Annotated in this window: 28 protein-coding genes; 9 read left to right on the top strand and 19 right to left on the bottom strand. The window is 64.8% G+C overall.

Annotated elements, in window-relative coordinates; genetic code table 11:
- Positions 1 to 8 precede the first annotated feature (8 nt).
- Both rplI and SARO_RS07085 read left to right on the top strand, forming a co-directional pair.
- Positions 9 to 608, top strand: a complete 600-nt coding sequence (rplI, locus tag SARO_RS07090; protein ID WP_011445072.1) for a 50S ribosomal protein L9 — start codon at positions 9 to 11, stop codon at positions 606 to 608.
- A 119-nt stretch (positions 609 to 727) separates the two neighbouring features.
- On the top strand, positions 728 to 2,164 hold the full coding sequence (locus SARO_RS07085) for an AMP nucleosidase (RefSeq protein ID WP_041550216.1): 1,437 nt from the start codon (positions 728 to 730) through the stop codon (positions 2,162 to 2,164).
- Between the two features lie 93 nt (positions 2,165 to 2,257).
- Here SARO_RS07085 and SARO_RS07080 read toward each other — a convergent pair whose 3' ends face one another.
- From SARO_RS07080 to ffh, 9 genes are all read right to left on the bottom strand, one after another.
- Positions 2,258 to 2,734 (bottom strand): YbjN domain-containing protein, encoded by a 477-nt coding sequence (locus tag SARO_RS07080; RefSeq protein WP_011445070.1) that lies wholly within the window; start codon positions 2,732 to 2,734, stop codon positions 2,258 to 2,260.
- Positions 2,735 to 2,832: 98 nt separating this feature from the next.
- On the bottom strand, positions 2,833 to 3,588 hold the full coding sequence (locus SARO_RS07075; protein ID WP_011445069.1) for an alpha/beta fold hydrolase: 756 nt from the start codon (positions 3,586 to 3,588) through the stop codon (positions 2,833 to 2,835).
- Positions 3,589 to 3,596: 8 nt separating this feature from the next.
- Entirely contained in the window at positions 3,597 to 4,622 is a 1,026-nt protein-coding gene (locus SARO_RS07070) for an aspartate-semialdehyde dehydrogenase (protein ID WP_011445068.1), read from the bottom strand.
- 239 nt (positions 4,623 to 4,861) lie between these two features.
- Complete coding sequence (locus SARO_RS07065; RefSeq protein ID WP_011445067.1) at positions 4,862 to 7,126, bottom strand: S9 family peptidase; 2,265 nt, start codon at positions 7,124 to 7,126, stop codon at positions 4,862 to 4,864.
- A 164-nt stretch (positions 7,127 to 7,290) separates the two neighbouring features.
- Entirely contained in the window at positions 7,291 to 7,659 is a 369-nt protein-coding gene (gene rplS / locus SARO_RS07060) for a 50S ribosomal protein L19 (RefSeq protein ID WP_011445066.1), read from the bottom strand.
- Positions 7,660 to 7,662: 3 nt separating this feature from the next.
- The gene (trmD, locus tag SARO_RS07055) at positions 7,663 to 8,403 is read right to left on the bottom strand and encodes a tRNA (guanosine(37)-N1)-methyltransferase TrmD (protein ID WP_011445065.1); all 741 of its coding nucleotides are present in this window, start codon (positions 8,401 to 8,403) and stop codon (positions 7,663 to 7,665) included.
- Positions 8,400 to 8,900 carry a ribosome maturation factor RimM gene (gene rimM / locus SARO_RS07050; RefSeq protein WP_011445064.1) on the bottom strand — a complete coding sequence of 167 codons (501 nt, stop codon included), beginning with the start codon at positions 8,898 to 8,900 and terminating at the stop codon, positions 8,400 to 8,402. Before rimM ends, trmD begins: the two co-directional genes overlap by 4 nt.
- Before the next feature lie 2 nt (positions 8,901 to 8,902).
- Positions 8,903 to 9,340 carry a 30S ribosomal protein S16 gene (gene rpsP / locus SARO_RS07045; RefSeq protein WP_011445063.1) on the bottom strand — a complete coding sequence of 146 codons (438 nt, stop codon included), beginning with the start codon at positions 9,338 to 9,340 and terminating at the stop codon, positions 8,903 to 8,905.
- A 48-nt stretch (positions 9,341 to 9,388) separates the two neighbouring features.
- Positions 9,389 to 10,864, bottom strand: a complete 1,476-nt coding sequence (gene ffh / locus SARO_RS07040; protein ID WP_011445062.1) for a signal recognition particle protein — start codon at positions 10,862 to 10,864, stop codon at positions 9,389 to 9,391.
- A 332-nt stretch (positions 10,865 to 11,196) separates the two neighbouring features.
- On the opposite strand from ffh, the gene SARO_RS07035 reads away from it, so the two are divergent.
- From SARO_RS07035 to SARO_RS20585, 7 genes are all read left to right on the top strand, one after another.
- On the top strand, positions 11,197 to 12,840 hold the full coding sequence (locus SARO_RS07035) for a putative bifunctional diguanylate cyclase/phosphodiesterase (protein ID WP_041550215.1): 1,644 nt from the start codon (positions 11,197 to 11,199) through the stop codon (positions 12,838 to 12,840).
- 74 nt (positions 12,841 to 12,914) lie between these two features.
- Positions 12,915 to 13,724 carry a diaminopimelate epimerase gene (dapF, locus tag SARO_RS07030; RefSeq protein WP_041550214.1) on the top strand — a complete coding sequence of 270 codons (810 nt, stop codon included), beginning with the start codon at positions 12,915 to 12,917 and terminating at the stop codon, positions 13,722 to 13,724.
- On the top strand, positions 13,721 to 14,917 hold the full coding sequence (locus SARO_RS07025) for a MiaB/RimO family radical SAM methylthiotransferase (RefSeq protein WP_011445059.1): 1,197 nt from the start codon (positions 13,721 to 13,723) through the stop codon (positions 14,915 to 14,917). The genes dapF and SARO_RS07025 overlap by 4 nt, the downstream gene beginning before the upstream one ends.
- Positions 14,914 to 15,840, top strand: coding sequence for a signal recognition particle-docking protein FtsY (ftsY, locus tag SARO_RS07020; RefSeq protein ID WP_011445058.1), 927 nt, complete (start codon positions 14,914 to 14,916; stop codon positions 15,838 to 15,840). The genes SARO_RS07025 and ftsY overlap by 4 nt, the downstream gene beginning before the upstream one ends.
- Complete coding sequence (locus SARO_RS07015; RefSeq protein WP_011445057.1) at positions 15,837 to 16,496, top strand: inner membrane-spanning protein YciB; 660 nt, start codon at positions 15,837 to 15,839, stop codon at positions 16,494 to 16,496. Before ftsY ends, SARO_RS07015 begins: the two co-directional genes overlap by 4 nt.
- A 117-nt stretch (positions 16,497 to 16,613) precedes the next feature.
- Entirely contained in the window at positions 16,614 to 17,186 is a 573-nt protein-coding gene (locus SARO_RS07010) for a urate hydroxylase PuuD (protein ID WP_011445056.1), read from the top strand.
- A gap of 228 nt (positions 17,187 to 17,414) precedes the next feature.
- Positions 17,415 to 17,720, top strand: coding sequence for a hypothetical protein (locus tag SARO_RS20585; RefSeq protein WP_011445055.1), 306 nt, complete (start codon positions 17,415 to 17,417; stop codon positions 17,718 to 17,720).
- Between the two features lie 66 nt (positions 17,721 to 17,786).
- On the opposite strand, the gene SARO_RS07000 is transcribed toward SARO_RS20585, so the two are convergent.
- From SARO_RS07000 to ccmC, 10 genes are all read right to left on the bottom strand, one after another.
- Positions 17,787 to 18,140 carry a response regulator gene (locus SARO_RS07000; RefSeq protein ID WP_011445054.1) on the bottom strand — a complete coding sequence of 118 codons (354 nt, stop codon included), beginning with the start codon at positions 18,138 to 18,140 and terminating at the stop codon, positions 17,787 to 17,789.
- Positions 18,137 to 19,120 (bottom strand): sensor histidine kinase, encoded by a 984-nt coding sequence (locus SARO_RS20180; protein ID WP_049759341.1) that lies wholly within the window; start codon positions 19,118 to 19,120, stop codon positions 18,137 to 18,139. The genes SARO_RS07000 and SARO_RS20180 overlap by 4 nt, the downstream gene beginning before the upstream one ends.
- Positions 19,121 to 19,205: 85 nt before the next feature.
- The gene (locus SARO_RS06990) at positions 19,206 to 21,152 is read right to left on the bottom strand and encodes a potassium transporter Kup (protein ID WP_011445052.1); all 1,947 of its coding nucleotides are present in this window, start codon (positions 21,150 to 21,152) and stop codon (positions 19,206 to 19,208) included.
- A gap of 167 nt (positions 21,153 to 21,319) precedes the next feature.
- Positions 21,320 to 22,018 carry a tetratricopeptide repeat protein gene (locus SARO_RS06985; RefSeq protein WP_011445051.1) on the bottom strand — a complete coding sequence of 233 codons (699 nt, stop codon included), beginning with the start codon at positions 22,016 to 22,018 and terminating at the stop codon, positions 21,320 to 21,322.
- Entirely contained in the window at positions 22,015 to 22,455 is a 441-nt protein-coding gene (locus tag SARO_RS06980) for a cytochrome c-type biogenesis protein (protein ID WP_011445050.1), read from the bottom strand. The genes SARO_RS06985 and SARO_RS06980 overlap by 4 nt, the downstream gene beginning before the upstream one ends.
- Complete coding sequence (locus tag SARO_RS06975) at positions 22,452 to 23,003, bottom strand: DsbE family thiol:disulfide interchange protein (protein WP_011445049.1); 552 nt, start codon at positions 23,001 to 23,003, stop codon at positions 22,452 to 22,454. The genes SARO_RS06980 and SARO_RS06975 overlap by 4 nt, the downstream gene beginning before the upstream one ends.
- Entirely contained in the window at positions 23,000 to 24,967 is a 1,968-nt protein-coding gene (locus SARO_RS06970; RefSeq protein WP_011445048.1) for a heme lyase CcmF/NrfE family subunit, read from the bottom strand. The genes SARO_RS06975 and SARO_RS06970 overlap by 4 nt, the downstream gene beginning before the upstream one ends.
- A complete protein-coding gene (gene ccmE, locus SARO_RS06965; RefSeq protein ID WP_011445047.1) occupies positions 24,964 to 25,434 on the bottom strand; it encodes a cytochrome c maturation protein CcmE in 471 nt (156 codons plus the stop codon). Before ccmE ends, SARO_RS06970 begins: the two co-directional genes overlap by 4 nt.
- Positions 25,431 to 25,571, bottom strand: a complete 141-nt coding sequence (locus SARO_RS21320) for a hypothetical protein (protein WP_011445046.1) — start codon at positions 25,569 to 25,571, stop codon at positions 25,431 to 25,433. The genes ccmE and SARO_RS21320 overlap by 4 nt, the downstream gene beginning before the upstream one ends.
- A 7-nt stretch (positions 25,572 to 25,578) precedes the next feature.
- Entirely contained in the window at positions 25,579 to 26,307 is a 729-nt protein-coding gene (gene ccmC, locus SARO_RS06960; protein WP_011445045.1) for a heme ABC transporter permease CcmC, read from the bottom strand.
- Positions 26,308 to 26,425: the final 118 nt, after the last annotated feature.

Below are 26,425 nucleotides of genomic sequence, written 5' to 3'. Positions count from 1 at the left end.
CGCCTGACATGCAGATCATCCTGCTCGAGCGCATCGAGAAGCTGGGCGCCATCGGCGACGAAGTGACCGTCAAGGACGGTTATGCCCGCAACTTCCTGCTGCCCAACAAGAAGGCGCTGCGCGCCAACGAAGCCAACCGCAAGGTCTTCGAAGCCAACCGCGCCCGCATCGAGGCCGAGAACGCCGCTCGCCGCGACGAAGCCCAGAACGAATCTGGCAACGTCGAAGGCAAGGAAGTCGTCCTCATCCGCGCTTCGTCGAACGCCGGCCAGCTCTACGGCTCGGTCTCGGTCCGCGACATCTCCGATGCTCTGGCCGAACAGGGCGCCAAGGTGACCAAGTCGATGATCGTGCTCGAACGCCCGATCAAGACCATCGGCGTCTACGACGTCCGCGTGTCGCTGCACCCGGAAGTCTCCGTCACGGTCAAGGTCAACGTCGCGCGTTCGCCCGACGAAGCCGAACTCCAGTCGAAGGGCGTCAACGTCATCGATGCGATGTTCGACAACGAGACCGGTGGCTTCACTGAAGAATACGATCCGAATGCGGAACCGGGCGAAATCCCGACCGAGCTGCTGGAAGGCGGCGAGGAAGCTGCGGAAGCCTGAGGCTTCCCTTCGCTTCGGCAAGAATCAGGGGCGTCCTTCGGGGCGCCCCTTTTTCGTTGGCCCCTTTTTCCATGGCTGGCGCCTTTGCAGTGTCAAATCGGGGCGCTACATCATGCGCGATGGAAACCACGGAAACGATCCTCGCCGAACTCTCCCGGATCTATGACGAAGCCGTCGCCCTGCTGAGGGCAGACATCGCCGCCTATGCGAACCACGGCACGCTCCCCCCACCCGAACGCCGCCACGACGGCAGCTACTGCTACCCCGAACTGCGCGTCCGGTTTTCCGGCGATCCACGCCATGAATCGACCGGCCGCTCGTTCGGCCGCCTGACCCAGCGCGGCGACTATGCCTGTACGGTAACCCGCCCCGCCCTGTTCGACGACTACCTGCGCGAACAGATCGGCGTCATCCGCCAGGCCTACGACGTGGAAATCGCGGTTGGCCGCTCGCGGCAGGAGATGCCCTTCCCCTACGTGCTCGACGGAGCCTACGGCGCGCAGATCGGTCGGGTCAGCCCCCAGGACCTCGCCCAGCATTTCCCCGCGACCGACCTTGCCCACATCGGCGACGAGATCGCCGACGGAGAATACATCGTCGGCAACGGCCCCTTCCCGCTGTCGCTGTTCGACGGGTTGCGCACCGATTTCAGCCTCGCCCGCCTGGCCCACTACACCGGCACCAGCACCGAGGACTTCCAGCGCTACGTCCTGTTCACCAATTACCATCGCTATGTCGACGAGTTCGTCGATTGGGCCGCGCAGCAGATCGATGGCGAACGCTATGTCGCGCTCACCGGCGCCGGCGGGCTCAACCTCGATGCGCGCACCGACAACGCGCGCGATCGCCTGTCCGACACGGCCTGGCGACGGCACCAGATGCCGGCGTATCACCTCGTCGCCCCGGACAAGTCGGGCATCACGCTGGTCAACATCGGCGTCGGCCCTTCCAACGCCAAGACCATCTGCGACCACCTCGCGGTCCTGCGTCCCGAAGCCTGGCTGATGATCGGCCACTGCGGCGGCCTGCGTCCCACGCAGAAGATAGGCGATTACGTGCTGGCCCATGCCTATTTGCGCGACGACCACGTGCTCGATCCGGTCCTTCCGCCGGAAATTCCCATTCCAGCCATCGCCGAAGTTCAGGTCGCCCTGCAAAAGGCGGCGGAAATGATCTCGGGCGCCGGCGGCACCGACCTCAAGAAGCGGATGCGCACCGGCACCATCGTCACCACCGACGATCGCAACTGGGAACTTCGCTACACCCACTCAGCGCGCCGTCTCTCGCTCAGCCGCGCGGTCGGGATCGACATGGAAAGCGCCACCATCGCCGCGCAGGGATACCGCTTCCGCGTTCCCTACGGCACGCTGCTGTGCGTGTCGGACAAGCCGCTCCACGGCGAGATCAAGCTACCCGGCCAGGCCAACCGCTTCTACGAGGAAGCCATCGCCGCCCACCTTGCCATCGGCACCACGGCCTGCGAACTGCTTCGCGAGGAAGGCCCCCGCCTGCACAGCCGCAAGTTGCGCGCGTTCAACGAGCCGCCGTTCCGCTGATCCGCGACAAAGAAAAAGGCGACCCGACGCGGCTAGCCCCGCATCGGATCGCCCAGTCTGCGTCCACCCGCTCGCCGCGGGATCTCGTGAAACCTACTTGAAAACCTCGGTGCCCAGCGTGTCCATTGCGCTGCGGAACATGTCGACCGCGTTGGAGAAGACCTCGAGGTCGATGCCCTTGCCTGTCACGACATCCCAGGTCATCGTCACCGACTGGTCCTGGGTCAGCGACACCGAGGCAAAACGCGTGTTGCGCATGAATTTCACCGCATCCTCGGCGGTGAACTTCTTCTCGGGCGTGAAATTGGCGACGAACTGCAGCGATTGGCACCCGTCGTGCGTCTTTTCGTTGCATTCGTAGAACATGAGCGCGGCCTGCCAGCCGCCGATGTCCGCGTTGATCAGCGGGTCGCCGTTGGCGTCCTTCGCAAGTTCAGCGGTATAACCGAGGTTCGTGAGCGCTTCGGCCACGCCATCGGGCCTGATCGCGGTAACCGTTGTTGCTGCCTCTGCGACCGAAGGGGCCATGACACCGGCTGCAAGCGCAGCCAGAAGCCAGCGTACATTCATTCATCCAGATCCCGTACCGAGGCTCTTCGCGGCCTCTGCGTTGATGAATGGAAGCTGACACGAACCTCGCCCCCCTGCAAGAGGGCGAAGGAAGGAATTTATCGGGAAAGGAACGCCGCAATTTCGCGGCCCATCTCGGGCACGGTCACGCTACTCATGTGCGTACCCGGGATGAGTACCAGCGATGCATCCGGCAGGACTTCGGCAAGCCGCTGCGCGGAACCGTTATCGTCGTCCTTGTCGCCGCAGAGCACCAGCGTCGGCATGGAAATGGCACCCAGTTCCGCGGGATCGGTATCCGCCATGGTGCCAAGCAGGAGGCGCGCCGCCTCGCGGTCGACGCCCATCGATTTCAGGAACTGCTGCGAGAGATAGGCCGGATCGCCGGGACGGATCGTGCCGAACCGGTCGATCACGTCGATGAAGAAGTCTTGCCGCCGTGCCCAGCCGGCCAGCCCTTCCAGCCCCATGCCACCCAGCACCAGCCGCCGCGGCTTGAGCCCCGCCACCACTGCGCGCGCCGATGTGCGCGAGCCGAGCGAGAAACCGACGAGATCGAAATCGACCAGGCCCAGATGTGCGACGAGCGCTTCCAGGTCACGCACAAGCACGTCCTGGGGGTAAGCCTCAGGCTCGTGCGGTGCCGCGCTTTTGCCATGAACCCTGAGATCCGGCATCAGGCACTCGAACCCCTCTTCGGACAATCTCGCCGCAGTGCCGAACTTGATCCAGTTGACCTCTGCGGACGAGAACAGGCCATGCAGAAGCACCACCGGCCTTCCCTGCCCCAGCCGGTGCAGCGCCAGTTGCGCGCCGCCGAAGCCGGGAAAGAACTCGGTGGTTGCTTCCGTCATGGAGTCGCTCAGCCCTTCTTGAGGTGGCGACGGCCGAGCAGTTCGGCGATCTGGACGGCGTTCAGGGCCGCACCCTTGCGCAGGTTGTCCGAGACGCACCAGATGTTCAGGCCGTTGTCCACGGTCGAATCCTCACGCACGCGCGAAACGAAGGTGGCAAAGTCGCCAACGCATTCGACCGGCGTCACGTATCCGCCGTTCTCGCGCTTGTCGACGAGCATCACGCCCGGGGCCTCGCGCAGGATGTTCTGCGCTTCCTCGGCCGAAATCTCGTTCTCGAACTCGATGTTCAGCGCTTCCGAGTGGCCGATGAACACCGGCACACGCACGCAGGTTGCCGTTACCTTGACCTTGGGGTCGAGGATCTTCTTGGTCTCGGCGACCATCTTCCACTCTTCCTTGGTCGATCCATCGTCGAGGAAGACGTCGATGTGCGGGATCACGTTGAAGGCGATCTGCTTGGTGAACTTCTTCGGCTCCACCGGGTCGCCGACGAAGATCGCGCGGCTCTGTTCGAACAGCTCGTCCATGCCTTCCTTGCCCGCGCCGGAAACCGACTGGTAGGTGGAGACGACGACGCGCTTGATCTTGGCGGCATCATGCAGCGGCTTCAGCGCCACGACCATTTGCGCGGTCGAGCAGTTCGGGTTGGCGATGATGTTCTTCTTGGTGTAGCCGTCGATCGCGTCCGGGTTCACCTCGGGCACGATCAGCGGCACGTCCGGGTCCATGCGGTAGAGCGACGAGTTGTCGATCACCACGCAGCCCTGCGAAGCGGCACGCGGGGCGTGGATCTGCGTCGGGCCGGATCCGGCCGCGAACAGTGCGATGTCCCATCCGGTGAAATCGAAGTTCTCGACGTTCTGGACCTTCAGCTTGCGGCCGGTCTCGCCAAACTCGATCTCGGTGCCCTGCGACCGCGACGAAGCAACCGCTGCGATCTCGTCGCAGGGAAACTCGCGCTCGGCCAGAATGTTGAGCATCTCGCGGCCCACATTCCCAGTCGCACCGACCACTACAACCCGGTAACCCATTTCCGTTCCCTTCCTGCGGCCCGCCCTTCAACTGCGGACGTGCCGTTCCCTAGCGGCTGGTTCCGACCAGCCAAGTTAAAAACGCTTGGGGTCCACACACCCGGCCTTGCCCTGCATCGCCTCGTCATCCTGAACTTGTTTCAGGATCCATCCCGCAATGCAGCCCAAGGCTCTGGTGGGACAGATGGCCCCTGAAACAAGTTCAGGGTGACGGCGAGTTGGCAGGCCAAACGTATGCCCTACTTTCCGCTCCCCGCTCCATTACGGTCGAGAAAGCGGAAAATCGTCTCGTACAAATGCTGGCTCACCTTCGGTCCGCTGATGCGGTGGGTGTAGCCGGGATAAAGCATCATCTCGAACGGCACCGCCTCGGCCTGCATTTTGGCGATGATGGCGCTGGCGTTCTCGAACACCACGTTGTCGTCGGCCATGCCGTGGATGATCAGCAGCGGATCGCTGATCTTGCCCGTATCGGCCAGGGCGTTCGCCTTCTCGTAGACCTCCGGCAGCTTGCCGGGGTCGCCAAGGTAGCGCTCGGTATAAGTGGTGTCGTACATCTGCCACTTGGTCACGGGCGCGACGGCGATGCCAGCTGCATAGGCCCCCGGATTTGCCTCGAGCATCTTGATCGACATGTATCCGCCATAGGACCAGCCGAACGTGCTGATCTTGTCGGCATCGACGAACGCCTGCTTCTTGAGCCAGTTCGCCCCCGCGAGCTGATCCTCGACCTCGACCGATCCCATCGCGTGATGCAACGCGGAAGCGAACTTGACGCCGCGGTTTTCAGAGCCGCGATTGTCGATGGCGAAATAGATATAGCCTTTGTCGACGATTGCCTGCGCCAGCGCCCCCTGGAAGCCCTTGGTCACCACCTGCGCGGTCGGCCCGCCGTAATGGTAGGTGAACACCGGATACTTCTTGCCCGGCTCCAGCGGCGGAGTGATCATCATGTAGTGCAGCGGTGTGCCATCGGCAGCCGGGATGGTGCCGAACTGCGCCGGGCGATGGCTGGCCAGATAGGGCGCATAGGGGTGCGAGCCCGCGACCTTGTTCTCCTCGATCCAGGCGAGGTTCTTGCCGGCAGTGTCGGCGATGTAGGACTGGGCCGGCTGCGCATCCGACGAACGCGTGATCATCAGCGTCTGCCCGCTCTTGTCCATGCTAGCCCCGTTGACCCAGCCAAGCTCGGTCAGCCGCGTGAGCTTGCCCGGCGCCTTGAGGTCCATCGCATAGACCTGCGGCGCCAGTACGTCGTCCTTGGTCCCGGCAAGGTAGAGCTTGCCGCCCTTCTCGTCGACGCCGACAAGCCCGGTCACGACCCACTCACCCTTGGTAAGCTGGCTCCACTTCCCGTTCTTGAAGCGGTAGAGGTGCCCGAACCCGTCGCGCTGCGACCACCAGATCAGGCTGCCGTCGGCCAGAAACCGATAGCTGTCCGAAAGGTCGATCCAGTGCTTCGCCGCGGCCTTCTCGCTGAACAGCACGCTCGACTTCCCCGTCACGGGATCGACCTTGAGCATGTCGAGCACGGTCTGCTCGCGGTTCATGCGCTGGACGTAGAGCGTCTTGCCGTCAGGTGCCCAGTCCACGCGGGCGAGATAGATGTCCTTGTTGGCGCCGAGATCGACCTGCACCCGGTTGGAACCGTCCGGCCCAATCACGTAAAGCGAGACTTCCGCATTGGGCGTGCCCGCCGCCGGATAGCGCTGGTCGAAGGTCTTCGTCCCTTCCGCGCCGATGGCCGCGCGGGTGACCACGCCCACCATGCTCTCGTCGAAGCGCTCGACCGCGATGCGGCTTTCGTCGGGCGACCACCAGAAGCCGTTGAAGCGGTTCATTTCCTCCTGCGCGACGAACTCGGCCTCACCCCAGTGAACGTCCGCATTGGCCTCTTCGGGCGTGATCGCCACGGCGGCGGTGCCGGTCACCGGCCCGGCCCACAGCCGCCTGTCGCGCACGAATGCGATGTGTTCGCCCTTGGGCCCAAGCTTGGGCGTAAGCTCGCCGCCCTTGGTGCCTTCCACCTTGCGGACCGAACCGTCGAGACCGGCCAGCAGCAGGTCTCCGTCCACCGGCACCAGCACCGACTTGCTGTCCGCCGACCACTCGTAGGACACGATGCCCTTGAGATCGCCGATGCGCTGGCGCTCACGCTGCATCTTCTCGGCTTCGGTCAACTGGCGGCCCGACGAGAGCTTGAGCGAATCCACCAGCATCTTCCACTCGCCGGTCTGGCGGTCAAAGCCCCACAGGTCATAACGCTCGCGGTCGTCGGCGCGGTTGCGCAGCAGCGTCAGGTAACGGCCATCGGGCGACAGCTTGACCGCGCGCGGGGCCAGACCGTTGAGGCTCGGGCTGGCGAACACGCGTTCGAAAGTCAGGGCTCCGGCTTCGGCGGGCGCGGCAGTGGCGGTCATCGATTGTCCCTGTTGGGCGTGGGCCAGTGGTGCAATGGCAAGTGAAGACAGCGCGCAGGCAGCAAGCAGGCGGAAATGACGCATGGAACTGGGTATCCTCTGGCCCCGGACCCTTGTCGGGATTTGTCCGGGGGGCGTTTTCGATGCGCCTTAGGTGGCCCGAATTGGTTGCGTTTGAAAGCAGAAAAGGCGCCCTGGCTCTGAGCCAGGACGCCTTTCTGAACACGTTAGCCGTGTTGCGGCGTTGCTCAGGCCTTGGTGACCTTACGCTCAGCAATACGCGCCGATTTGCCGGTGCGGCCGCGAAGGTAGTAGAGCTTCGCACGACGCACGACACCACGACGCACGACGGTAATCGAATCGATGTTGGGCGAGTAGAGCGGGAACACGCGCTCCACGCCTTCGCCGAACGAGATCTTGCGAACGGTGAAGTTCGAGCCGAGGCCTCGGTTCGAGCGCGCGATGCACACGCCTTCGTAGGCCTGAACGCGGGTACGCTCGCCTTCGACGACGCGCACGCCAACGCGAACGGTATCGCCGGCGCGGAAGTCCGGAATTTCCTTCTTCGCCTTGAATTCGGCGATAGCTTCAGCTTCAAGCTGCTGAATCAGGTTCATTTTTCAATCGTCCTGCACTTCACGCTGCGCGCCAGAGGCAGACTGGACCCGAGCGCCGATGTGGCGCTCCCAAAGGTCCGGCCTGCGTAACCGTGTATCGATCTCGGACTGTGACTTGCGCCAAGCCGCGATCTTCGCATGATCCCCCGATCGCAGCACTTCAGGGATCGTGCGCCCTTCCCACTCAGCAGGTCGGGTATAGTGCGGGTATTCCAGGAGGCCGTTCTCGAACGACTCCTCATGCCCGCTAGAAGCCGCGCCCATTACGCCGGGAAGCAGCCGAATGCAAGCGTCCAGCAGCATCAGGGCGGCACATTCGCCGCCGGACAGCACGATGTCGCCGACCGAGACTTCCTCGACCTCTCTCCCGGCGAAAATCCGCTCATCAAAGCCCTCGAACCGGCCACACAGGACGATCACGCCCGGCCCGTCCGCAAGCTGCCGCACACGCTCCTGCGTGAGCGGCTTGCCGCGCGGCGTCATGGCGATAACCGGGCACCCCGGATGCGCCTCTCGAGCATGGTCGATGGCCTTGGCCAGCACATCCACCCGCAACACCATCCCCGCCCCGCCACCAGCGGGCGTGTCGTCGACGGTCTTGTGCTTGTCGATGGCGAAATCGCGGATCTGCACCGCATCCATCGCCCACGCCCCCTCGCGCAGCGCGCGCCCGGCAAGGCTCACGCCCAGCGGACCGGGAAACATCTCGGGATAGAGAGTAAGTACGGTGGCGGCGAAGGTCATTGGTCAGCGTAAGCCGCTTCAATGACAATCCGCTCGTCGGTCCATTCCGGAACCGCTTCCGTCTTCATCGGCACCATGAACTTCTTGCCGTCGGCCTTGCGGATCTCGATCACGTCGCCCGCGCCGAAGTTCTCGACCGCGATGCACTCGCCGAGCATCTCGCCCTCGGTCGAGACCGCAGGCAGGCCGATCAGGTCGGCGTGGTAATACTCGCCCTCGGGCAGAGAGGGCAATTCCGACCGGCGCACGGTCAGCGCCGTGCCGCGCAGCTTCTCCGCCGCCGTGCGATCGGGCACTTCGGCAAAGCGGGCAATCGCGCCACCCTTGCCGTCGTCCTTGATCTTCACCACGGTCAGCCCGGAACCATCGCCTGAATCGTTGAAGGCGCGGTAGCGCTTCAGCGCCGCCACGCCTTCACCGAACAGCTTCAAGCGGACCTCGCCCGCCACTCCATGCGCGCCGGTAATGGCGGCGAGCGTGACGGGCCGGTCGCGCAAGATCAGGCTTCCGTCTGCTCTTCGGCAGCGGCTTCGGCCGGAGCTTCGGCAGCGGCTTCTTCGGCCGGAGCGGCAGCGGCGGCAGCAGCGGCTTCAGCAGCCTCGCGAGCCTTCTCGGCACGCTCCTCGGCGCGCTCCTTGGCCTTCTTGCCGGGCTCGGCCTTTTGCGGGTTGTTGGTCGCGGCGCGTTCCTTGATGCCAGCCTTGTCGAGCATGCGGGCAACGCGGTCGGTCGGCTGGGCGCCAACGCCGATCCAGTAGCGGACGCGGTCTTCGATCAGGCGCACGCGGTTCTCGTCGTCCTTGGCGAGCAGCGGGTTGTAGGTGCCGACCTGCTCCAGGTACTTGCCGTCGCGCGGCGCGCGGCTGTTGGAAACGACGATCTTGTAGTACGGGCGCTTCTTCGAACCACCGCGCGAAAGACGCATAGAAACGGACATTTGAACTACCTTTCAATCAAACTGTTTGAACTTTTGAACTTCGAAAAATCAGCGCTTCTTGAGGAGATCGCCAAGGTTGCCGGGAAGTCCTCCCGAACCAAGACCGGGCAATCCGCCCCCGCCCATTCCGCCAAGACCACCCGGCCCCATCTGCTGGTCGAGCCCCGGCATGGCGGCACCCAGACCACCCTTGCCGAACAGCGCACCCAGCCCCTTGAGGCCGCCCATCTTCTTGATCTGCTTCATGGCCTTGGCCATTTCCTGATGCATCTTCAGAAGCTTGTTGACGTCCTGCACCTGCGTGCCGGACCCCTTGGCCACGCGGATCTTGCGCTTGGCGTTGAGCAGCTCGGGCTTCTCGCGCTCCTTGGGCGTCATCGAGCCGATGATGGCGTCCATGCGCAGCAGGACCTTGTCGTCCATGCCGGACTGCGCCATCGCCGCCTTGGCCTTCTTCATGCCGGGCATCATGCCCGCCAGCGCACCGAGGCCGCCCATGTTCTGCATCTGCCGCAACTGGGTGCGCAGGTCGTTCATGTCGAACTGCCCCTTCGACATGCGCTGGGCAAGACGCTCGGCATCTTCCGCCTGGATCGTCGCCGCCGCCTTCTCGACGATGGAGACGATATCGCCCATGCCAAGGATTCGGCCAGCAACGCGTTCCGGGTGGAATGGCTCGATCGCGTCGAGCTTTTCGCCGGTCGCCGCGAACTTGATCGGCTTGCCGGTAACCGCGCGCATCGACAGCGCCGCGCCGCCGCGCGCATCGCCGTCCATGCGGGTCAGCACGACACCCGTCAGGTCGACCTCGCCCGAGAACGACTGCGCCACGTTGACCGCATCCTGACCGGTCAGCGAGTCGACGACGAGCAGCGTTTCCCTGGGAACCGAGACGGCGGCAACCGCCTTCATCTCGTCCATCAGCGCCTGATCGACGTGGAGACGGCCCGCGGTGTCGAGCAGCAGCACGTCCACGGCCTGCAGCTTCGCCGCGTTCACGGCACGGGTGGCAATGTCCACCGGCTGCTGGCCGGCGACGATAGGCAGCGTAGCCACGCCCGCCTGCTCGCCCAGCACCGCAAGCTGTTCCTGCGCCGCCGGACGGTTGACGTCCAGCGAAGCCATCAGGACCTTCTTGCCCTGCTTTTCCTTCAGCAGCTTGCCGATCTTGGCAGTGCTGGTGGTCTTGCCCGAGCCCTGCAGGCCGACCATCATGATCACGACCGGCGGGGCGGCATTCAGGTCAAGCTCGGCCGTGCCGCCGCCGAGCATATCGACCAGCGCATCGTTCACGATCTTGACGACCTGCTGGCCGGGCGTAACCGACTTCAGGACCGACTGGCCGACGGCCTGCTCGGAAACCTGGTCGATGAAGCGGCGGACAACGGGAAGCGCAACGTCGGCCTCGAGCAGCGCGATGCGCACTTCACGCATGGCGGCAAGGACGTCTTCCTCACGCAGCGCGCCGCGGCCGCGCAGGCGCTCGAATACGCCTCCAAGCCGGTCTGAAAGACTATCGAACACGCCCAATTCCCATCATCATGCCCTTGATCGGGAACCACTTTCGCGTAACGCGAAAAACGCCGGTGGGCGAAACCTCGCCGACCAGCGTGTGGCATCCTGAACAGGGGCCGTTGTCGAATCCGCAGGCAACAATGTTGGCTGCTGCGGCGCGCACTACGCGCAAATCGTTCCGAAATCAAGTGCCCCGGCACGCCGCCCCGGCATCGTGACCGGAGGCCGAAATCCTGCGGCTCGAGGCGCGGTCTTAACCAAACCTTTAGGACGTTCCCCTAGTGGTTGTCCCAGGGGGAACCGGCCGTGTTGCCGGAACCGGGGCTAGCGAAGGCAGGGGTATGGCGACGGCGCCTGACAGACTCGATGAAGCAGGCAGGGCGGAAGATCAGGCCCACAACGATTTGCTTGGCTTGGGCATCATCATTGCCGCAGTCCTCCTTTTCGTCGCCAATGGCTCGACCGTTCTGGCGGACTTCGTACATTCGCTGATGACCGGCAGCCGCCCGCGCGAACCAATGCTCGGCACGGCCCTCATCCTAAACATCGCGCTGCTCCTGTTCGGCTGGCGGCGCTACGTCGACCTGACGCGCGAGGTAGGGCAACGCCGCGAGGCGGAAGAGACGGCGCACAAGCTGGCGCACACCGATCCCCTCACCGGCTGCCTCAATCGGCGCAGCATGGGGCCGGCGGTCGAACAGATGGTCAGCACCGCCCGCACCAGCGGGCACGAGGTCGTCGTGATGATGATGGACCTCGACAACTTCAAGCGCTCCAACGACGTGCACGGTCACCAGGCCGGTGACGCCGTGCTCCTCCACACGGCGGATCGCATCCGGGCCATCCTTCCCGCCGGCTCGATCATCGCACGCCTCGGCGGCGACGAATTCGCCTGCGCGGCGATCTTCGATCCCGACCACGTCGAATCCATCGACCGCCTCATCCTGCGCATGAACGAGGCGGTGGCGATGCCCGTGCGGGTTGACGGTCTCATGCTCGAAGTAACCGCATCGATCGGGCTAGCCGCGACCAGCGCGGCCGATGCAGGCGCGCCGCCGGCGCTGGCCGACACGCTTCTCCACCGCGCCGACCTCGCCATGTACCAGGCCAAGAAGGCTGGCCGGAACCGTTACTGCTGGTTCGAGCAGAACATGGAGAGCGAACTGCGCTTCCGCAGCGAGCTGGAGCGCGAAATCCGGGAAGGCGTCGCACGCGGCGAATTCGTGCCGTACTACGAAAAGCAGATCGATCTCGAAACCGGCGAGCTGACCGGCTTCGAAATGCTCGCACGGTGGCGCAGTCCGCGCCACGGCCTGCTGTCTCCGGAAATCTTCATCCCGATCGCCGAGGAAATCGGCCTCATCTCCGAACTGTCGGAAAACCTGATCCGTCAGGCCCTGCGCGATGCACGTGATTGGGACCCGACCCTGACCCTGTCGGTCAACATCTCACCAATCCAGCTACGCGACCCGTGGTTCGCGCAGAAGCTGCTCAAGCTGCTGGTCGAGGCGAACTTTCCGCCGCACAGGCTCGACATCGAAATCACCGAGACCTGTCTGCACGAGAACGTGGGCGTGGTTCGCACGCTGATCACCAGCCTCAAGAACCAGGGCATCCGGATCAGCCTCGACGACTTCGGCACGGGCTATTCCAGCCTTGCCCAGCTTCGCACCCTGCCCTTCGACCAGATCAAGATCGACCGCTTCTTCGTGTCGAACCTGGGCAAGAACAAGGACAGCGCCACGATCGTCGAGGCGATCTCCTCGCTGGGCAAGGGCATGGACCTGCCGATCACTGCCGAGGGCATCGAGTCCCCCGAAGTGCTCGACGAATTGCGCAAGTTCGGCAAGTTCAAGGGCCAGGGTTTTCTCTACGGCCAGCCGGGCGATGCCAGCGAGATCCGCGCGATGCTGGCGGACCGCCAACTCCTTCAGCAGCAGGCGGAAAATCAGTCCGGCATCCCGGCCCGTACCGCAATCGCCTGAGAGCTGCTGTGAAAGCTGCGGTTTGAGCCGCCGACCGATTGCCATGCCGCCTGCGAATGCCTAAGTCGCGCGGCATGCGCATTCCCTTCCGCAAGATGCACGGGCTCGGCAACGATTTCGTGGTGATCGACGCCCGCGAGGCGGCCGTTTCCATGACCGCCGCGCGTGCGGCGGCGCTCGCCGACCGCCGCACCGGCATCGGTTGCGACCAGCTGATCGTTCTTGAACCGTCGGACGTGGCCGACGTGCGGATGCGCATCTTCAACAACGACGGCAGCGAGGTCGAGGCCTGCGGCAACGCCAGCCGCGCCGTCGGCCTCCTCCTTGGCGGCACGCAATTCATTGAAACGCTTGGCGGACTGATCCGTTCGGAAGCACGGCCCGATGGCGTCTCTGTAGACATGGGCGCGCCCCGTCTGCGCTGGGATGAAATCCCGGTCTCCTATGCGATGGACACGCTGGAAATGCCGGTCGGCTGGGAGGACCTGGAGAACCCGGTCGGAGTCAATGTCGGCAACCCGCACGTGATCTTCTTCGTGGACGATGCGGACGCCGTCGATCTCGCCCGTCTCGGCCCGCTGATCGAGAACGATCCGCTTTTTCCCGAGAGAATCAACGTCAATGTCGCCAGCGTGGTTGGCCCCGACCATCTCAAGCTGCGCGTGTGGGAACGCGGTGCCGGTCTTACCCGGGCCTGCGGAACCGGCGCCTGCGCGACGGCGGTCGCCGCGATCCGCCGCAAGCTGACGGGCCGCAAGGTCCGGATCGACCTGCCCGGCGGCCCGCTCACCATCACCTGGCCTGAAGGCGGGACCATCGATATGACCGGGCCTGCGACGCTGAGCTTCGAAGGCGCGTTCGAGGACTCAGACTTCCCGGCATGAGCGTCGAGGTCATATCCCTCGGCTGCCGCCTCAACATCGCCGAAAGCGAGGCGATACGGGGACTTATCGCGGACGGGCCGCCCACCGTCGTCGTCAATTCCTGCGCCGTCACGGCAGAGGCGGTGCGCCAGTCGCGCCGCGCGGTACGCCGTCTCCGCCGCGAAAATCCGGAGGCCCGCCTCGTCGTGACCGGCTGCGCGGCGACGATCGAGCGCGACGCATTCGCCGGAATGGTCGAGGTCGATGCGGTGGTGCCCAACGCGGCCAAGCTGGAACCGTCCAGTTGGAATGCTCCAACCGGCGCGCGCCCCCTGCCCCGGCGGGCGCATACCCGCGCTTTCATTCCTGTCCAGAATGGCTGCGATCATAGTTGCACCTTCTGCATCATCCCCCAAGGGCGCGGAAAAAGCGTTTCCCTTCCAGTGGTTGATGTGATTTCAGCGGTCGAAAGGGCGATTTTTGCGCTGCGACCCGAACGGCACCTAACCGTACACGAGGTGGTCCTGACCGGCGTCGACGTGACCTCGTGGGGCGCCGACCTGCCATCAGGACCGGCCTTGGGAAACCTGATCGCGGCGATCCTCGATGCATTTCCGGAATTGCCGCGCCTGCGGCTCTCCTCGCTCGACGGCGTGGAGATCGACCCCCTCCTTTTCGACCTCATAACCGGCGAGCCGCGCGTCATGCCGCACGTCCATCTCTCGCTCCAGTCGGGCGATGACATGGTGCTCAAGCGGATGAAGCGGCGCCACAGCAGGCGCGATGCCATCGAACTCGTCCAGCGCATGAAAGCACGCCGTCCGGACATTGCCGTGGGTGCCGACCTGATCGCCGGCTTTCCGACAGAAACCCCTGAAATGCATCGGAACAATCTTTCGATCGTGCGGGAATGCGGCATCGTCCACGGCCACGTCTTCCCCTACTCTCCCCGCCCCGGCACCCCCGCCGCGCTGATGCCCCAGGTCGAACCGGCAGTGGTTCGGGAGCGTGCGGCGGAATTGCGGGCAGCGGTGGCCACGGAACGCGCCCGCTGGCTCGCCTCGCTCGTCGGCAAACCAGCGCAGGTGCTTGCCGAGCGCGACGGAACCGGCCATGCGGGCCACTTTGCGACCTATCGCGTAACGGACGGCGTGACTGCGGGCAGCCTCGTCATGGTGACGCCGACCAAGATTGTTGAAGGAATACTGGAATGAGTGGCGAAAGCTGGTCCGATAGAATCCTCGGGGGCTTCCGCAAGACGTCAGAGCGGCTCGCCGAAAACCTTGGCGGCATCGTCGGCAGCAGCCGACTGACCGAAGCGCAGCTTGACGATCTCGAGGACGCGCTGATCCTCTCCGACCTCGGCCCCCGCGCCGCCGCGCGCATCCGCGAGCGGCTGAAAGGCGCGCGATTCGAGAACGGGGTGGACGAGCAGGGCCTGAAGGAAGCCGTCGCCGAGGAAATCGCCGCGATCCTGCGCCCCGTGGCCAAGCCGCTGGAAATCGTAGCCTTTCCGCGTCCGCAGGTGATCCTTGTGATCGGCGTCAACGGTTCGGGCAAGACGACGACCATCGCCAAGCTTGCCCATCTGTTCCAGGAACAGGACTACGGCGTGATGCTGGCGGCAGGCGACACCTTCCGCGCAGCTGCCATCGGGCAGCTCAAGGTCTGGGCCGACCGGCTCGGCGTTCCGATCGTGACCGGGCCGGAAGGCGGCGATCCCGCCTCCATCGTGTTCGACGCGGTCAAGGCAGCGACCGACACGGGCATCGACACGCTGATCGTGGACACCGCCGGGCGCCTGCAGAACAAGCGCGAGCTGATGGACGAGCTGGCCAAGGTCCGCCGCGTCCTCGGCCGCCTGAACCCGGCCGCGCCGCATGACGTGGTGCTGGTGCTCGACGCGACCAACGGGCAGAATGCCTTGCAGCAGATCGAGATCTTCAAGGAGGTTGCGGGCGTGACCGGGCTGATCATGACCAAGCTCGACGGTACTGCACGCGGCGGCGTGCTGGTTGCCGCCGCCGAGCAGTACGGCCTGCCCATCCACGCCATTGGCGTCGGCGAGAAGATCGACGACCTGCGCCCCTTCGACCCCGACCTTGTCGCCAAGGTCATCGCGGGAGTGTTCCGGTGAGCGAAGCGCAGAAAAAGCCAAAGTCCTCGTGGGTAAACCTGGCGGTCGACTACGGCCCGCTGCTCGTCTTCTTCCTCGCCTATCGATACTTCAAGCGGGACGCAGGCGACGCAGGCCTTGCCGAAGTGGTGGCCGTTACCAAGGGCACGGCGGCCTTCATGGCGGCAACGGTGGTGGCACTGATCGTTTCCAAGCTGCGTCTGGGCAGGATCTCGCCCATGCTGTGGCTGTCGACCGTGCTGATCCTCGGCTTCGGCACGCTTACCGTGCTGCTGGGCGATCCCTTCTGGATCCAGGTCAAGCCGACCGCGATCTATTTGCTGTTTTCCGGCGTGCTTTTCGCCGGCCTTGCCCGGGGCAAGGCGATGCTGCGCTACCTGCTGGAGGCGGCATTCGACGGATTGAACGAGGAGGGATGGCTGAAGCTGTCGCGCAACTGGGCGTTCTTCTTCCTGTTCCTTGCCGGCCTGAACGAGGTCTTGCGGTACTTCTTCAATGCCGCCAACGGCAATTTCGAGATCTGGCTGCAGGCCAAGCTGTGGGGCGTGACGACGCTGTCGTTCCTGTTCACCTTCGCCCAGATCCCGATGCTGATGAAGCACGGCCTTGCCGCCGAGGCAGAGACCGAAGTCGAGCAGAACCCGCCGCACGATTGAGTGGCGCGCCAACTGTTTTCGTGTGACTTTTGCATAGGCACGCTTAATATGCGCACCAACCGTGGGGGCACGGTGGTGCTCCCGCCAGCAAAACGGTTATAATTAGGGGGAAATCCGATGGCCAAGCTCTTCGGCAATCTGCATCTTGTTCTTGTGGTCGGCCTTGTCGCCGCGATCGCCGTCATGTTCGGCTATGCCGACTCCGCGGTGGTCGACACCAACTCCATCTTCCGCTGGCTGCACGTGTTCTTCGGCATCCTGTGGATCGGCCTGCTCTACTACCTGAACTTCGTCCAGGTCCCGACCATGCCGTCGATCCCTGCCGAACAGAAGGGCGCGATCACCGGCCACATCGCGCCGAAGGTATTCTTCTTCTTCCGCTACGCCGCGCTGCTGACGGTCGTCACCGGCCTCGTCATCGCTTTCGTCTCGGGCTATGGCCACGCGGCGATGACTTTCTCGGGCGAAGGCAACGTCAACCTCATCGGGCTCGGCATGTGGCTGGCGCTGATCATGGCGTTCAACGTGTGGTTCATCATCTGGCCCGCCCAGAAGAAGATCCTCGGCATCGTCGAAGCCTCGGCCGAGGAAAAGGCCGCTGCCGCGCCGCGCGCCCTGATCGCCAGCCGTACCAACCTGCTGCTGTCGCTGCCGATGCTCTACTGCATGGTAAGCGCGAACCTCGGCTGATCCTTCGGCTGAACGTCGTCCTCAAAAAGGGGCGCGGTACCGGAAGGTGCCGCGCCCCTTTTGCTTCATGTCTGCCGAGCGACCGCGTGGCGGAACGCCCAGGGACTGTCGGCCTGGCAGCCCACCTCCCGCACGACAAATCCCTTTCGCGGGAAACTATCGCGCCGCCGTGCGTTGCTTGCCCAACCCGTCTTTACGGGTCGTTTCTGAAGGGGAGTTATTCACTACATGCGCAAGATCTCGCTGCTCGCGGCTGCCGCTGCCACCGCTCTTACGCTTTCGGCATGTTCGGAAAAGACCCAGGACGCCGCCGAGACCACGGCTTCTTCTGCCGGTAACGATGTTGCCAACGCCGCAGACAAGGCCGCCGCCGCCACCGACGAACTGGGCGACAAGGCTGCGAAGGCGGTCGACGATGCCGCTGCGAAGACCGACGAGATGGCCGACAAGGCTGCTGCCGGGGCCAAGCAGGAAGCCGCCGAAGCCGAAGCAAGCCTTCACAACGAGTCGGTTGCCGAAGCTAAGAAGGACTGATCCGGCGCCCTGGCCGCTGGCCATGCGAAGACCGGGACGGCATCCGCCGATCCCGGTCTTTTCACGTCAGGTTGCGGCGAAAAGGCTCGCCAGACGCTCGATCAGGTTACCCGAGATATAAGGCTTTCCGAGAATCGGCCTGCCCGAGAACGGCTCTTCGACCGAACCATAACCAGTGGCGATGACGAAGGGGATCGACGACGCGGCAAGCGCTTCGGCCAAAGGCGCCCCCGGCTCTCCGTTGAGGTTCCAGTCGAGGACGGCGGCATCGATCCCGCCCTGGCGGATCATGTCCAGGCCTTCAACCACGCGCCCCACCGGCCCCAGCGGCACGGCACCCGCATCCTCCAGCGTATCGCAGACCATTGCCGCGACGATGAATTCGTCCTCCACGACGAGAATGCGCTTTCCTTCGATCATTGCCCCGTTCCCGTCAGCGGGAAGGCGATGCGGCAGTGCAAGCCTTCCCATTCGTAATGCATTTCGACCTTGCCGCCGAGCTGGCGCGGCACCGCCTCTGTCACGAGGCGCGAGCCGAAGCCCTTGCGGGACGGTGCGACCACTGCCGGTCCGCCACGTTCCTTCCATTCGAGGACCAGCCATTCGCCCGGCGGATCGTAGTTCCAGTCTATGGCAACCGATCCGCCATCGACCGACAGCGCGCCGTACTTGGTGGCGTTGGTGGCCAGTTCGTGAAGGACCATGACGAGCGACACGGTCGCGTTCGCCGGTATCAGGACATCGGGGCCGCTCACCGAGATGCGCGGGTCGGAATCGCCGCATATGAGCAGTCCCTCGCGCACGATATCGGCCAGAGCCGTCCCCGACCAGTTCGCCCGGCTGAGCGCGTCATGCGCGCCCGAAAGCGCGGCCAGCCTCTGATTGAACGAGGCGACGGGCTGTTCCGGCAGCCCTGCCCCACGGAAGGTCTGGTAGGCCATGGCCTGGACGACCATCAACGTGTTCTTCACGCGGTGGTTCAGTTCGCCAACCAGCAGTTCGAGCTGCTCCTCGAGCATCTTGCGTTCGGTGATGTCGATGCCGGTGGACTGCGCCACAGACCAGTTGCCCCAGTCGTCGAACGAAAGCGCGTGATTGCGCCACAGCGTCCAGCGCGCTCCGCCCGCGGTCTCGAACCTGTTTTCGATGGTCAGTTCGGGCTCTTCCGGGGTGAGACGTTCAAGCATCTGCCCGACGTGGGCCCGGTCCTCGCCACTGACGAAGTCCCACAGATTGCGCCCGGTCAGCGATACCGGATCGCTGCCGAGCGTATCCGCATAGGCGCGGTTGACGAACAGGATCGTGCCATCGCCCCGGAAACGGCAGACCATTTCCAGTTGGGCATCGAGAATCTCACGCAGGAGCGCTTCATCCGACGATATCAAGCGCTGAACCCCCATGGTGGCGACGGTAACAAATGCGCCGTGATTGCCAAGTCCGGCAGAGGCACAGATGCGACGAACCGATGCCGCTATCCCCGGGCGGTCAAATCTTGAGCTGGCTGCCCAGCTCGACCACGCGGTTCGTGGGCAGCCGGAAGAACTCCATCGCGCTTGCCGCATTGCGGAGCATCCAGGCGAACAGCTTTTCGCGCCACAGGGCCATGCCCGGCTTGTCCGACGGGATCAGCGTCTGGCGCGAGAGGAAGAAGCTGGTCTTCATCATGTTGAACGGTTCGCCGCACATGCTGACGCCCTTGAGCGCACCGGGCACGTCCGTTTCCTCAAGGAAGCCAAAACGCAGCGTCAGGCGGTAGAAGCCGTTGCCGAAGTCCTTGACCGAATACCGCTCGCCCTCGTCGACGTAGGGCACGTCCTCGATCGACACGGTCAGGATGACCACGCGTTCGTGGAGCACCTTGTTGTGCTTGATGTTGTGCAGCAGCGCCGAGGGCACGCCCGCCGCGGTCGAGGCCATGAAGATCGCCGTGCCCGAAACGCGCGCGGCGCTGGAATGGGCTGACTTGGTAAAGACGTCGAGCGGAATGGTGCCCTCGGCCATGTTCTCGCGCATCAGGGCGCGCCCGCGCGACCAGGTGGTGAGCAGTGTGAAGATCGCGATGCCCATGACCAGCGGCACCCAACCACCGTCGGGGATCTTGGTCATGTTGGCGCCGAGATAGGCCGCATCGATGGCGAAGAACACCGCGAGCATGGCGATGGCCGCCGGGGCCTTCCACTGCCACAGCTTGAACAGCACCACGGCGAGCAGGAAATTGTCGATCAGCATCGCGCCGGTCACCGCGATACCATAGGCGGCGGTCAGGTTGGACGAGCGCTGGAAGACCAGGACCAGCAGGATCACGGCGATCATCAGCGCCCAGTTGATCACAGGAATGAAGATCTGTCCCGCAGCGGTAGACGTGTGCTTGATCGTCATGCGCGGGATGAAGCCGAGCTGGATCGCCTGCTGCGTTACCGAAAACGCGCCGGAGATCACCGCCTGCGAGGCAATGACCGCCGCGCACGAGGCAATAAACAGCAGCGGCCACTGGAACCACTCGGGCGCGAGATAATAGAACGGGCTTTCGAGCGCTGCCGGATTGCGGATCAGCAGCGAAGCCTGACCGAGGTAATTCAGCACCAGCGCGGGCAGCACGAAGACCAGCCACGACATGCGGATCGGGCTGCGACCGAAATGGCCCATGTCGGCATAGAGCGCCTCGGCACCGGTCACGGCCAGGACCGCCGCGCCCATTGCCAGGAAACCGCGCCACGGATCGGCGATGAACATCGTCACGGCGTGGTGCGGGCTCAACGCGGCGATGACCGGCGGATATTCCGCAATGCTCAGCGCACCGAGCACGGCGATCGTGCCGAAGTAGACCAGCATGATCGGGCCGAAGAAGGCGGCGACCTTTTCGGTCCCGCGGCTCTGGATGAAGAACAGGCCGATGAGGATGCCGACGACCAGCGGCACGATCAGCGGATGCATGTCGGGCCGGTAGACGGCCACACCTTCGATCGCGCCCATGACCGAGACCGCCGGGGTGATCATCGAATCGCCGTAGAACAGGGCCGTCGCAAAGACGCCGAGCAGGATGATGCCCCTGCCCCAGCGCTTGCCGTCGGTGTGCTGGTTTATCAGCGCGAGGAGCGCAAGGCTGCCGCCCTCGCCCTTGTTGTCGGCGCGCATGATGACCGAGACGTACTTGAACGTCACGATGATCATCATCGACCAGAACATCAGGCTGATGATGCCGTAGATGTGCAGCAGGTCGAGCGGGAGCTTGTGGTGGCCGGCGAACGTATCGCGCAGCGCGTAGAGCGGGCTGGTGCCGATGTCGCCGAAGACTACGCCGATCGCGCCTACCGCCAGCTTGAGCAGGGGGCCTTGCGAATGACCGCCGTGGCCCTGCACGGCATGATGTCCGGCGGACTGCGCATGAGACTGCGCTGAAGATCCATCCGCGTCGGTAACGGCATCACTCATGGCAACGGTGCCCCCGGCCTCAAAGCCTTGCGCGTCTCCACCGGGACGGAGGAAACGGCGCGGCGCTTTAGCACTGCCCCAATGGCCCTGCAATGGGAGGAAACGGGTGGGGACATTGGCTCAACGGGCCGGTCGAAAGAGCGTTCCGGACCCGCATTTTATCGCTCCTACTCAGACACTTGAGAAGACGAATCAGCCATCGGCGCGGGGGCCGGGACCGGCGCGCCGGCCGTGCCGCCACCCGCCGCCATGGCCAGCATCGAATCGATCCGCTGGATTCGCTCCGAAAGATCGGCCCGATACGGAGCGTCGGCGGGAGAACGGCGCAGAAGTTCTGCCCAGATCGCGCGCGCTTCCGGCAGGCGACCGGACTGGGCGAGCGCAAGGCCCATGAAGAAAGGCGGACCGGGATGATCCGGCGCGATGCGGGCCGCCTTCTGGAAGGCATATTGCGCGGCGGGCGTGATCAGGCCGTCGCTGTGACCGACCAGTGCGTTGCCCAGCGACACCCAGATGTCGGCATCTTGCGGAAACTGCTCGGCGCCCTTGCGCAGGACTTCGGCAGCAGCGCCGTACTGGCCCTGGCGAGCGAGGCCGTCGGCAAGGATCAGCCAGCTCTGGCCCTTGGCGAAGCTGTCGCCCATCTGCTGGCGCTGCTTGATCAGAGCCTCGTCGGCGGCGCGCTTGTTCTCGACCGGGGCCTTGGGAGCGCCGGGAAGATCGGGGCTGCCTTGCAACGCATAGCCGGCGATCCCGACGAGCAGCGCGGCGCCCGAAAGCTCCCACCCAGCGCGCGGCATCTTCAGGACGAAGGCCAGCGCGAGGAACACGGCCCCGGCGAGCAGAACGACGAGCACCCAGGTCATTCGCCGTTCTCCTGCTTGCCGCCGCGCCGGAACCGTCCGCGCAGCAGCACGGCGGCCAGCAACAGGATCACCAGCGGCGCGGCGAAGAGCGGCCACATGATCGGCTTGTTCTGGGGGGCATAGCTCACGTAATCGCCATAACGTTCGACCAGCCATGCGCGGATCGCTTCTGGCTGTTCTCCGGCGGCGATGCGGGTGCGAACCTGGTGACGCATGTCGCCGGCCATGGGCGCGTCGGAATCGGCGATGGACTGGCTCTGGCACTTGAGGCAGCGCAGCGTTTCCATCAGGGCCTGGGCCTTGGCCTCCTGCGCCGGATCGTCAAGCTGGCGGTAGGCGTAAGGCGCGGGCGGCATAGTGTCCTGCGCGGCAAGCGGAGCGGTGAGGCTCAGCAGCAGGGCGGCGGCCAGAAGCCCTAGCGAACGCGAAACGCTCATTGCGCGGCCTCCTTCAGCTTGCCGAGGATCAGACCCATGTCCTCGGGCCGGATTTCGCCGATGTGCTGGTAGCGGATCACGCCCTTGCCATCGATAACGAAGGTCTCTGGAACGCCGGAGGACCCGATGCCGAGCTGCACTTCCGAGAGGTCGTCCTTGCCGATCTTGGCGAAGGGATTACCGTTGGTGGCGAGGAAGCGGGCGACGTCGTCCTTGCGGTCGCGAATGGCGACGCCGTTGATCTCCACGCCCTGCCTGGCGAGTGCATCGAGCTGCGGAGATTCGATCGCGCAGGGGACGCACCAGCTTGCAAAGACGTTGAGCAGACGGGGCTTGCCGTCGCGGAAGTCCGCCGTCGACAGGCCCGGGCGATCGTCGGTCGCGGGCTGGAGCGAGAACTGCGGCAGCGGCTTGCCGATGAAGGCGCTGGCCACTTCGCGGTCGGCCGGGCGCACGAGCCCCCAGATCACCAGCGCGAAGAACGCACCGAACAGCGCGAGCGGAAGCCAGATCGCGAGGCCGGGGCGCTTGCCCTTGGGTTCCGTCACTTCACCTGCTCCATCCGGGCCCGGCGATATGCAATCTTGCCGCCTGCGCGCAGGCGGCGAACATCATGCGCCACCCGGCCCAGAAGCGCCAGAACGCCGCCAAACGCAATCAGCAGCCCGCCGAGCCAGAGCAGCGGCACGAACGGCTTCCACCAGAAGCGCATCTGCCAGCGGCCATCCTCGCCCTCGTTGCCGAGCACGGCATAGAGCTGGCCGTTCCAGCGCGTATGGAGTGCGGATTCGGTACGCTCGCCAGGCGGCGAGGAGAAGGTGCGCGCCTGCGGATGCAGCGTGACCGGCGCCCCGCCCTTGTACGATGCGCTGACCGTTGCCTCGAGCGCGGTCCAGTTGGGGCCGGCGACAGGTTCGATCTTCTCGAGCTTGAGCGAGATCGGACCGACGCTTTGCGTATCGCCCACATTCATCGCGGCCAGCCGTTCGGTCGAGAATGCGCTTTCGCTGGCAGCGCCGAGCAAGGCGACGGCAATGCCGAAGTGGCCGAAGACCATGCCCCAGACGCTGAGCGGCGTGCGGCGCAGGTTGCGGCCCCTGAGCGGGAACCAGCTCGCCAGCGCCAACCCGGCGCCAACCGCAAGGCCGAGCGCGGGCAGGATGCGAATGCCGGGGGCCAGGACCACGACGGCGAGCAGGACGAGCGCGGTGAGCAGCGCAGGCACCGCGACACTGCCGGTCACGCGGCCTGGCTTGTCCTTGCGCCAGCGAAGCAGCGGCCCGACGCCCATGACGAGCATCATCGGAATCACGAAGATCGCGGATACCGGATTGAAATAGGGAGGTCCCACCGAAACCTTGGCACCGAACGCTTCGGTCAGCAGTGGGTAGAGCGTGCCGATCAGCACGATGCCGAGCGTGCCGCAGAGCATCACGTTGTTGAACACGAGGCTCGCCTCACGGCTGAACAGGCTGAAACGTTCACCCTCGGTCACGGTCGACGCGCGCAGGCCGAAGAGTGCCAATGCACCGCCGATGTAGATGGCCAGAAGCGCAAGGATGAACGAGCCGCGTTCCGGATCGACGGCGAAAGCATGGACCGACGTCAGGATGCCCGAGCGCACCAGGAAGGTGCCGACCATCGACATCGAAAAGGCGATCACGCCAAGCATCACCGTCCACGCGCGCAAGGCGTTGCGACTGGCAAGGACGGAGGCCGAGTGAAGCAATGCCGTCGCGGCCAGCCAGGGCATGAGCGAGGCGTTCTCGACAGGGTCCCAGAACCACCAGCCACCCCAGCCGAGCGTGTAGTAGGCCCAGTAGGAACCGGCCGTGATGCCGATGGTGAGGAAAATCCACGCGCCCAGCACCCAGGGGCGCATCGCGCGGGCGAAAGCGGGGCCGACGTCACGCGTGATCAGCGCGCCGATGGCAAAGCTGAACGCCACCGAAAGCCCGACATAACCGACGTAGAGCGTGGGCGGATGAAATGCGAGGCCGATGTCCTGCAGCAGCGGGTTGAGGCCGGCACCATCAGGCGCTGGTTCCGCCAGTCGCTCGAACGGGTTCGAGGAGAACAGCAGGAAGGCATAGAAGCCGAGGCTGACGAAGGCCTGCCCCGCCAGCGTGGCGATCAGCGTGTCTTCGCGCAGGCGCTTCTCGATGAGCGCGACGAAACCGCCCGATACCGCCATGATCGTCACCCACAGCAGCATCGAGCCTTCGTGGTTGCCCCACGTACCCGCCAGCTTGAAGATGAACGGCTTCATCGAGTGGCTGTTTTCCGCCACGAGCTTCACCGACAGGTCCGTTTCCAGGAACAAGTCGATCAGCGCCAGGAACGAGATCGCGACGAGCGCACCCTGCATGACAGCTAGCGGGCGAACCATGCCGGCGAGCGACTTGCCCGCCGCCCCGCCGCCTGGGCGCAGGGCCGAAACGCCGGCGAAAAGCTGCAAGGCGGCAAGCGCCGCCGCCATCCACAGGACGGCAAGACCGAGTTCAGCGATCATTTCGTCTCCGCCACCACGGCCTCGGCCTGGGCTTTCGTCATGTCGCCCATCTGGCGGGGGACATAGTTTTCGTCATGCTTGGCGAGGAGATTGTCGGCGACGAAAGTCTGCCCCTCCATGCGCCCTTCCGCGACCACCCCGGAGCCTTCGACGAACAGGTCAGGGGTAATGCCGGTATAGCGCACGGGTACGCGCGCCTTGCCGTCGCCCACGACGAAATCGATGGTGATGCCGTCCGCCCGGGTCTTGAGCGAGCCCTTCTGGACCATGCCGCCCAAGCGGATCGCGCGGCCCTGCTCGGGCGGGTTCTTCACCAAGTCGTTGGGCACGTAGAAGTAGCTCGCCTGGTTGGACAAGGCATAGGCGGCCAGAAGCCCCGCGCCAATCAGCGCCACAAGCGCGATGACGAGCAGGACAAGCCGCTGGTGCTTGGGCTTTATGCCGCCCGGGGCCTTTGTCGCGTTCATTTGCCTCTGACCTTGTCGCGCCGCCGTTCCGCGCGGACCATCGCCGCGAGCGTCCAGCCGACCAGCAACAGCGTGCCGACCAGACCGATCGCCAGCGCGGCCACCACGTAATCCCACTGTTGAAGACCTTCGCGCATCTGCTTTTTACGCCATGGCTTTGCGGCGCAGACGCGCCTCGGCCTGGATATCGGCCAGGAGAGTGCGCATCCGCGCAAGTACGACGCCGCCGAACACCAGGCTGAAACCCAGCGCTGCGATCAGCAGCGGCCAGAGAAACGTCGGGTCGATCGAAGACTTGCCCATGGTGATCGAGGGCGGCTGGTGCAGACTGTTCCACCAGACGACCGAGCGGTTGATGATCGGGATGTTGATCGCTCCGACCAGACCGAAGATCGCGGTGATGCGGCTGCCACCCCCGCCCGATGCCATGTCGCGCTGTGCCGCGCCGGAAAGCGCGATATAGCCGAAATAGAGGAACAGGAGGACGAGAAAGCTCGTCAGGCGGCCATCCCAGACCCACCAGGTTCCCCACGTGGGCCGGGCCCAGATCGAGCCGGTAGCAAGGCAGATAGCGGTGAAGGTTGCGCCGGGAACGGCGGCGGCGCGCCCGGCAATGGCGGCCAGCGGGTGGCGCCAGACCAGTTCGACGAGACTGGCGATCGCAATGGTCGACCAGCCAGCCATGCCGAGCCATGCGGCGGGCACATGAATGAACAGGATGCGCACAGTCTCGCCCATCAGCCGGTCAGGCGGCACGACGAGCACGCCATAGAGTACTGCGCCGAGCGACAGCAGCAGCCCGGTGACCAGCAGAAGCGGCATGAGCCAGCGCGCGAGGCGCAGGAAGCGGGCGGGATTTGCGAAACCGTGCATGGCCGCGGGACAGTCGAATCCTTCCTCCCGGCGACCCCCGCCGCCGGTCAGGTGCGCTCTGCCACCTGCAGCCTTGCGGAGCAAGGGCAATGGCTTGCCGACGCCCGAAAAGGCGTGG

Origin of the sequence: Novosphingobium aromaticivorans DSM 12444 (assembly GCF_000013325.1) — a bacterium.
In the GTDB taxonomy this organism is placed as follows: Bacteria; Pseudomonadota; Alphaproteobacteria; order Sphingomonadales; family Sphingomonadaceae; genus Novosphingobium; species Novosphingobium aromaticivorans.
This window is presented reverse-complemented; position numbering and strand designations above follow the sequence as displayed.

What these genes read in the sequence shown, in the direction of transcription:
- rplI (WP_011445072.1), top strand. Translation starts at nt 9, where the DNA reads ATGCAGATCATCCTGCTCGAGCGCATCGAGAAGCTGGGCGCCATCGGC.
- SARO_RS07085 (WP_041550216.1), top strand. Translation starts at nt 728, where the DNA reads ATGGAAACCACGGAAACGATCCTCGCCGAACTCTCCCGGATCTATGAC.
- SARO_RS07080 (WP_011445070.1), bottom strand. Translation starts at nt 2,734, where the DNA reads ATGAATGTACGCTGGCTTCTGGCTGCGCTTGCAGCCGGTGTCATGGCC.
- SARO_RS07075 (WP_011445069.1), bottom strand. Translation starts at nt 3,588, where the DNA reads ATGACGGAAGCAACCACCGAGTTCTTTCCCGGCTTCGGCGGCGCGCAA.
- SARO_RS07070 (WP_011445068.1), bottom strand. Translation starts at nt 4,622, where the DNA reads ATGGGTTACCGGGTTGTAGTGGTCGGTGCGACTGGGAATGTGGGCCGC.
- SARO_RS07065 (WP_011445067.1), bottom strand. Translation starts at nt 7,126, where the DNA reads ATGCGTCATTTCCGCCTGCTTGCTGCCTGCGCGCTGTCTTCACTTGCC.
- rplS (WP_011445066.1), bottom strand. Translation starts at nt 7,659, where the DNA reads ATGAACCTGATTCAGCAGCTTGAAGCTGAAGCTATCGCCGAATTCAAG.
- trmD (WP_011445065.1), bottom strand. Translation starts at nt 8,403, where the DNA reads ATGACCTTCGCCGCCACCGTACTTACTCTCTATCCCGAGATGTTTCCC.
- rpsP (WP_011445063.1), bottom strand. Translation starts at nt 9,340, where the DNA reads ATGTCCGTTTCTATGCGTCTTTCGCGCGGTGGTTCGAAGAAGCGCCCG.
- SARO_RS07035 (WP_041550215.1), top strand. Translation starts at nt 11,197, where the DNA reads ATGGCGACGGCGCCTGACAGACTCGATGAAGCAGGCAGGGCGGAAGAT.
- dapF (WP_041550214.1), top strand. Translation starts at nt 12,915, where the DNA reads ATGCGCATTCCCTTCCGCAAGATGCACGGGCTCGGCAACGATTTCGTG.
- SARO_RS07025 (WP_011445059.1), top strand. Translation starts at nt 13,721, where the DNA reads ATGAGCGTCGAGGTCATATCCCTCGGCTGCCGCCTCAACATCGCCGAA.
- ftsY (WP_011445058.1), top strand. Translation starts at nt 14,914, where the DNA reads ATGAGTGGCGAAAGCTGGTCCGATAGAATCCTCGGGGGCTTCCGCAAG.
- SARO_RS07010 (WP_011445056.1), top strand. Translation starts at nt 16,614, where the DNA reads ATGGCCAAGCTCTTCGGCAATCTGCATCTTGTTCTTGTGGTCGGCCTT.
- SARO_RS20585 (WP_011445055.1), top strand. Translation starts at nt 17,415, where the DNA reads ATGCGCAAGATCTCGCTGCTCGCGGCTGCCGCTGCCACCGCTCTTACG.
- SARO_RS07000 (WP_011445054.1), bottom strand. Translation starts at nt 18,140, where the DNA reads ATGATCGAAGGAAAGCGCATTCTCGTCGTGGAGGACGAATTCATCGTC.
- SARO_RS20180 (WP_049759341.1), bottom strand. Translation starts at nt 19,120, where the DNA reads ATGGGGGTTCAGCGCTTGATATCGTCGGATGAAGCGCTCCTGCGTGAG.
- SARO_RS06990 (WP_011445052.1), bottom strand. Translation starts at nt 21,152, where the DNA reads ATGAGTGATGCCGTTACCGACGCGGATGGATCTTCAGCGCAGTCTCAT.
- SARO_RS06985 (WP_011445051.1), bottom strand. Translation starts at nt 22,018, where the DNA reads ATGACCTGGGTGCTCGTCGTTCTGCTCGCCGGGGCCGTGTTCCTCGCG.
- SARO_RS06980 (WP_011445050.1), bottom strand. Translation starts at nt 22,455, where the DNA reads ATGAGCGTTTCGCGTTCGCTAGGGCTTCTGGCCGCCGCCCTGCTGCTG.
- SARO_RS06970 (WP_011445048.1), bottom strand. Translation starts at nt 24,967, where the DNA reads ATGATCGCTGAACTCGGTCTTGCCGTCCTGTGGATGGCGGCGGCGCTT.
- ccmE (WP_011445047.1), bottom strand. Translation starts at nt 25,434, where the DNA reads ATGAACGCGACAAAGGCCCCGGGCGGCATAAAGCCCAAGCACCAGCGG.
- SARO_RS21320 (WP_011445046.1), bottom strand. Translation starts at nt 25,571, where the DNA reads ATGCGCGAAGGTCTTCAACAGTGGGATTACGTGGTGGCCGCGCTGGCG.
- ccmC (WP_011445045.1), bottom strand. Translation starts at nt 26,307, where the DNA reads ATGCACGGTTTCGCAAATCCCGCCCGCTTCCTGCGCCTCGCGCGCTGG.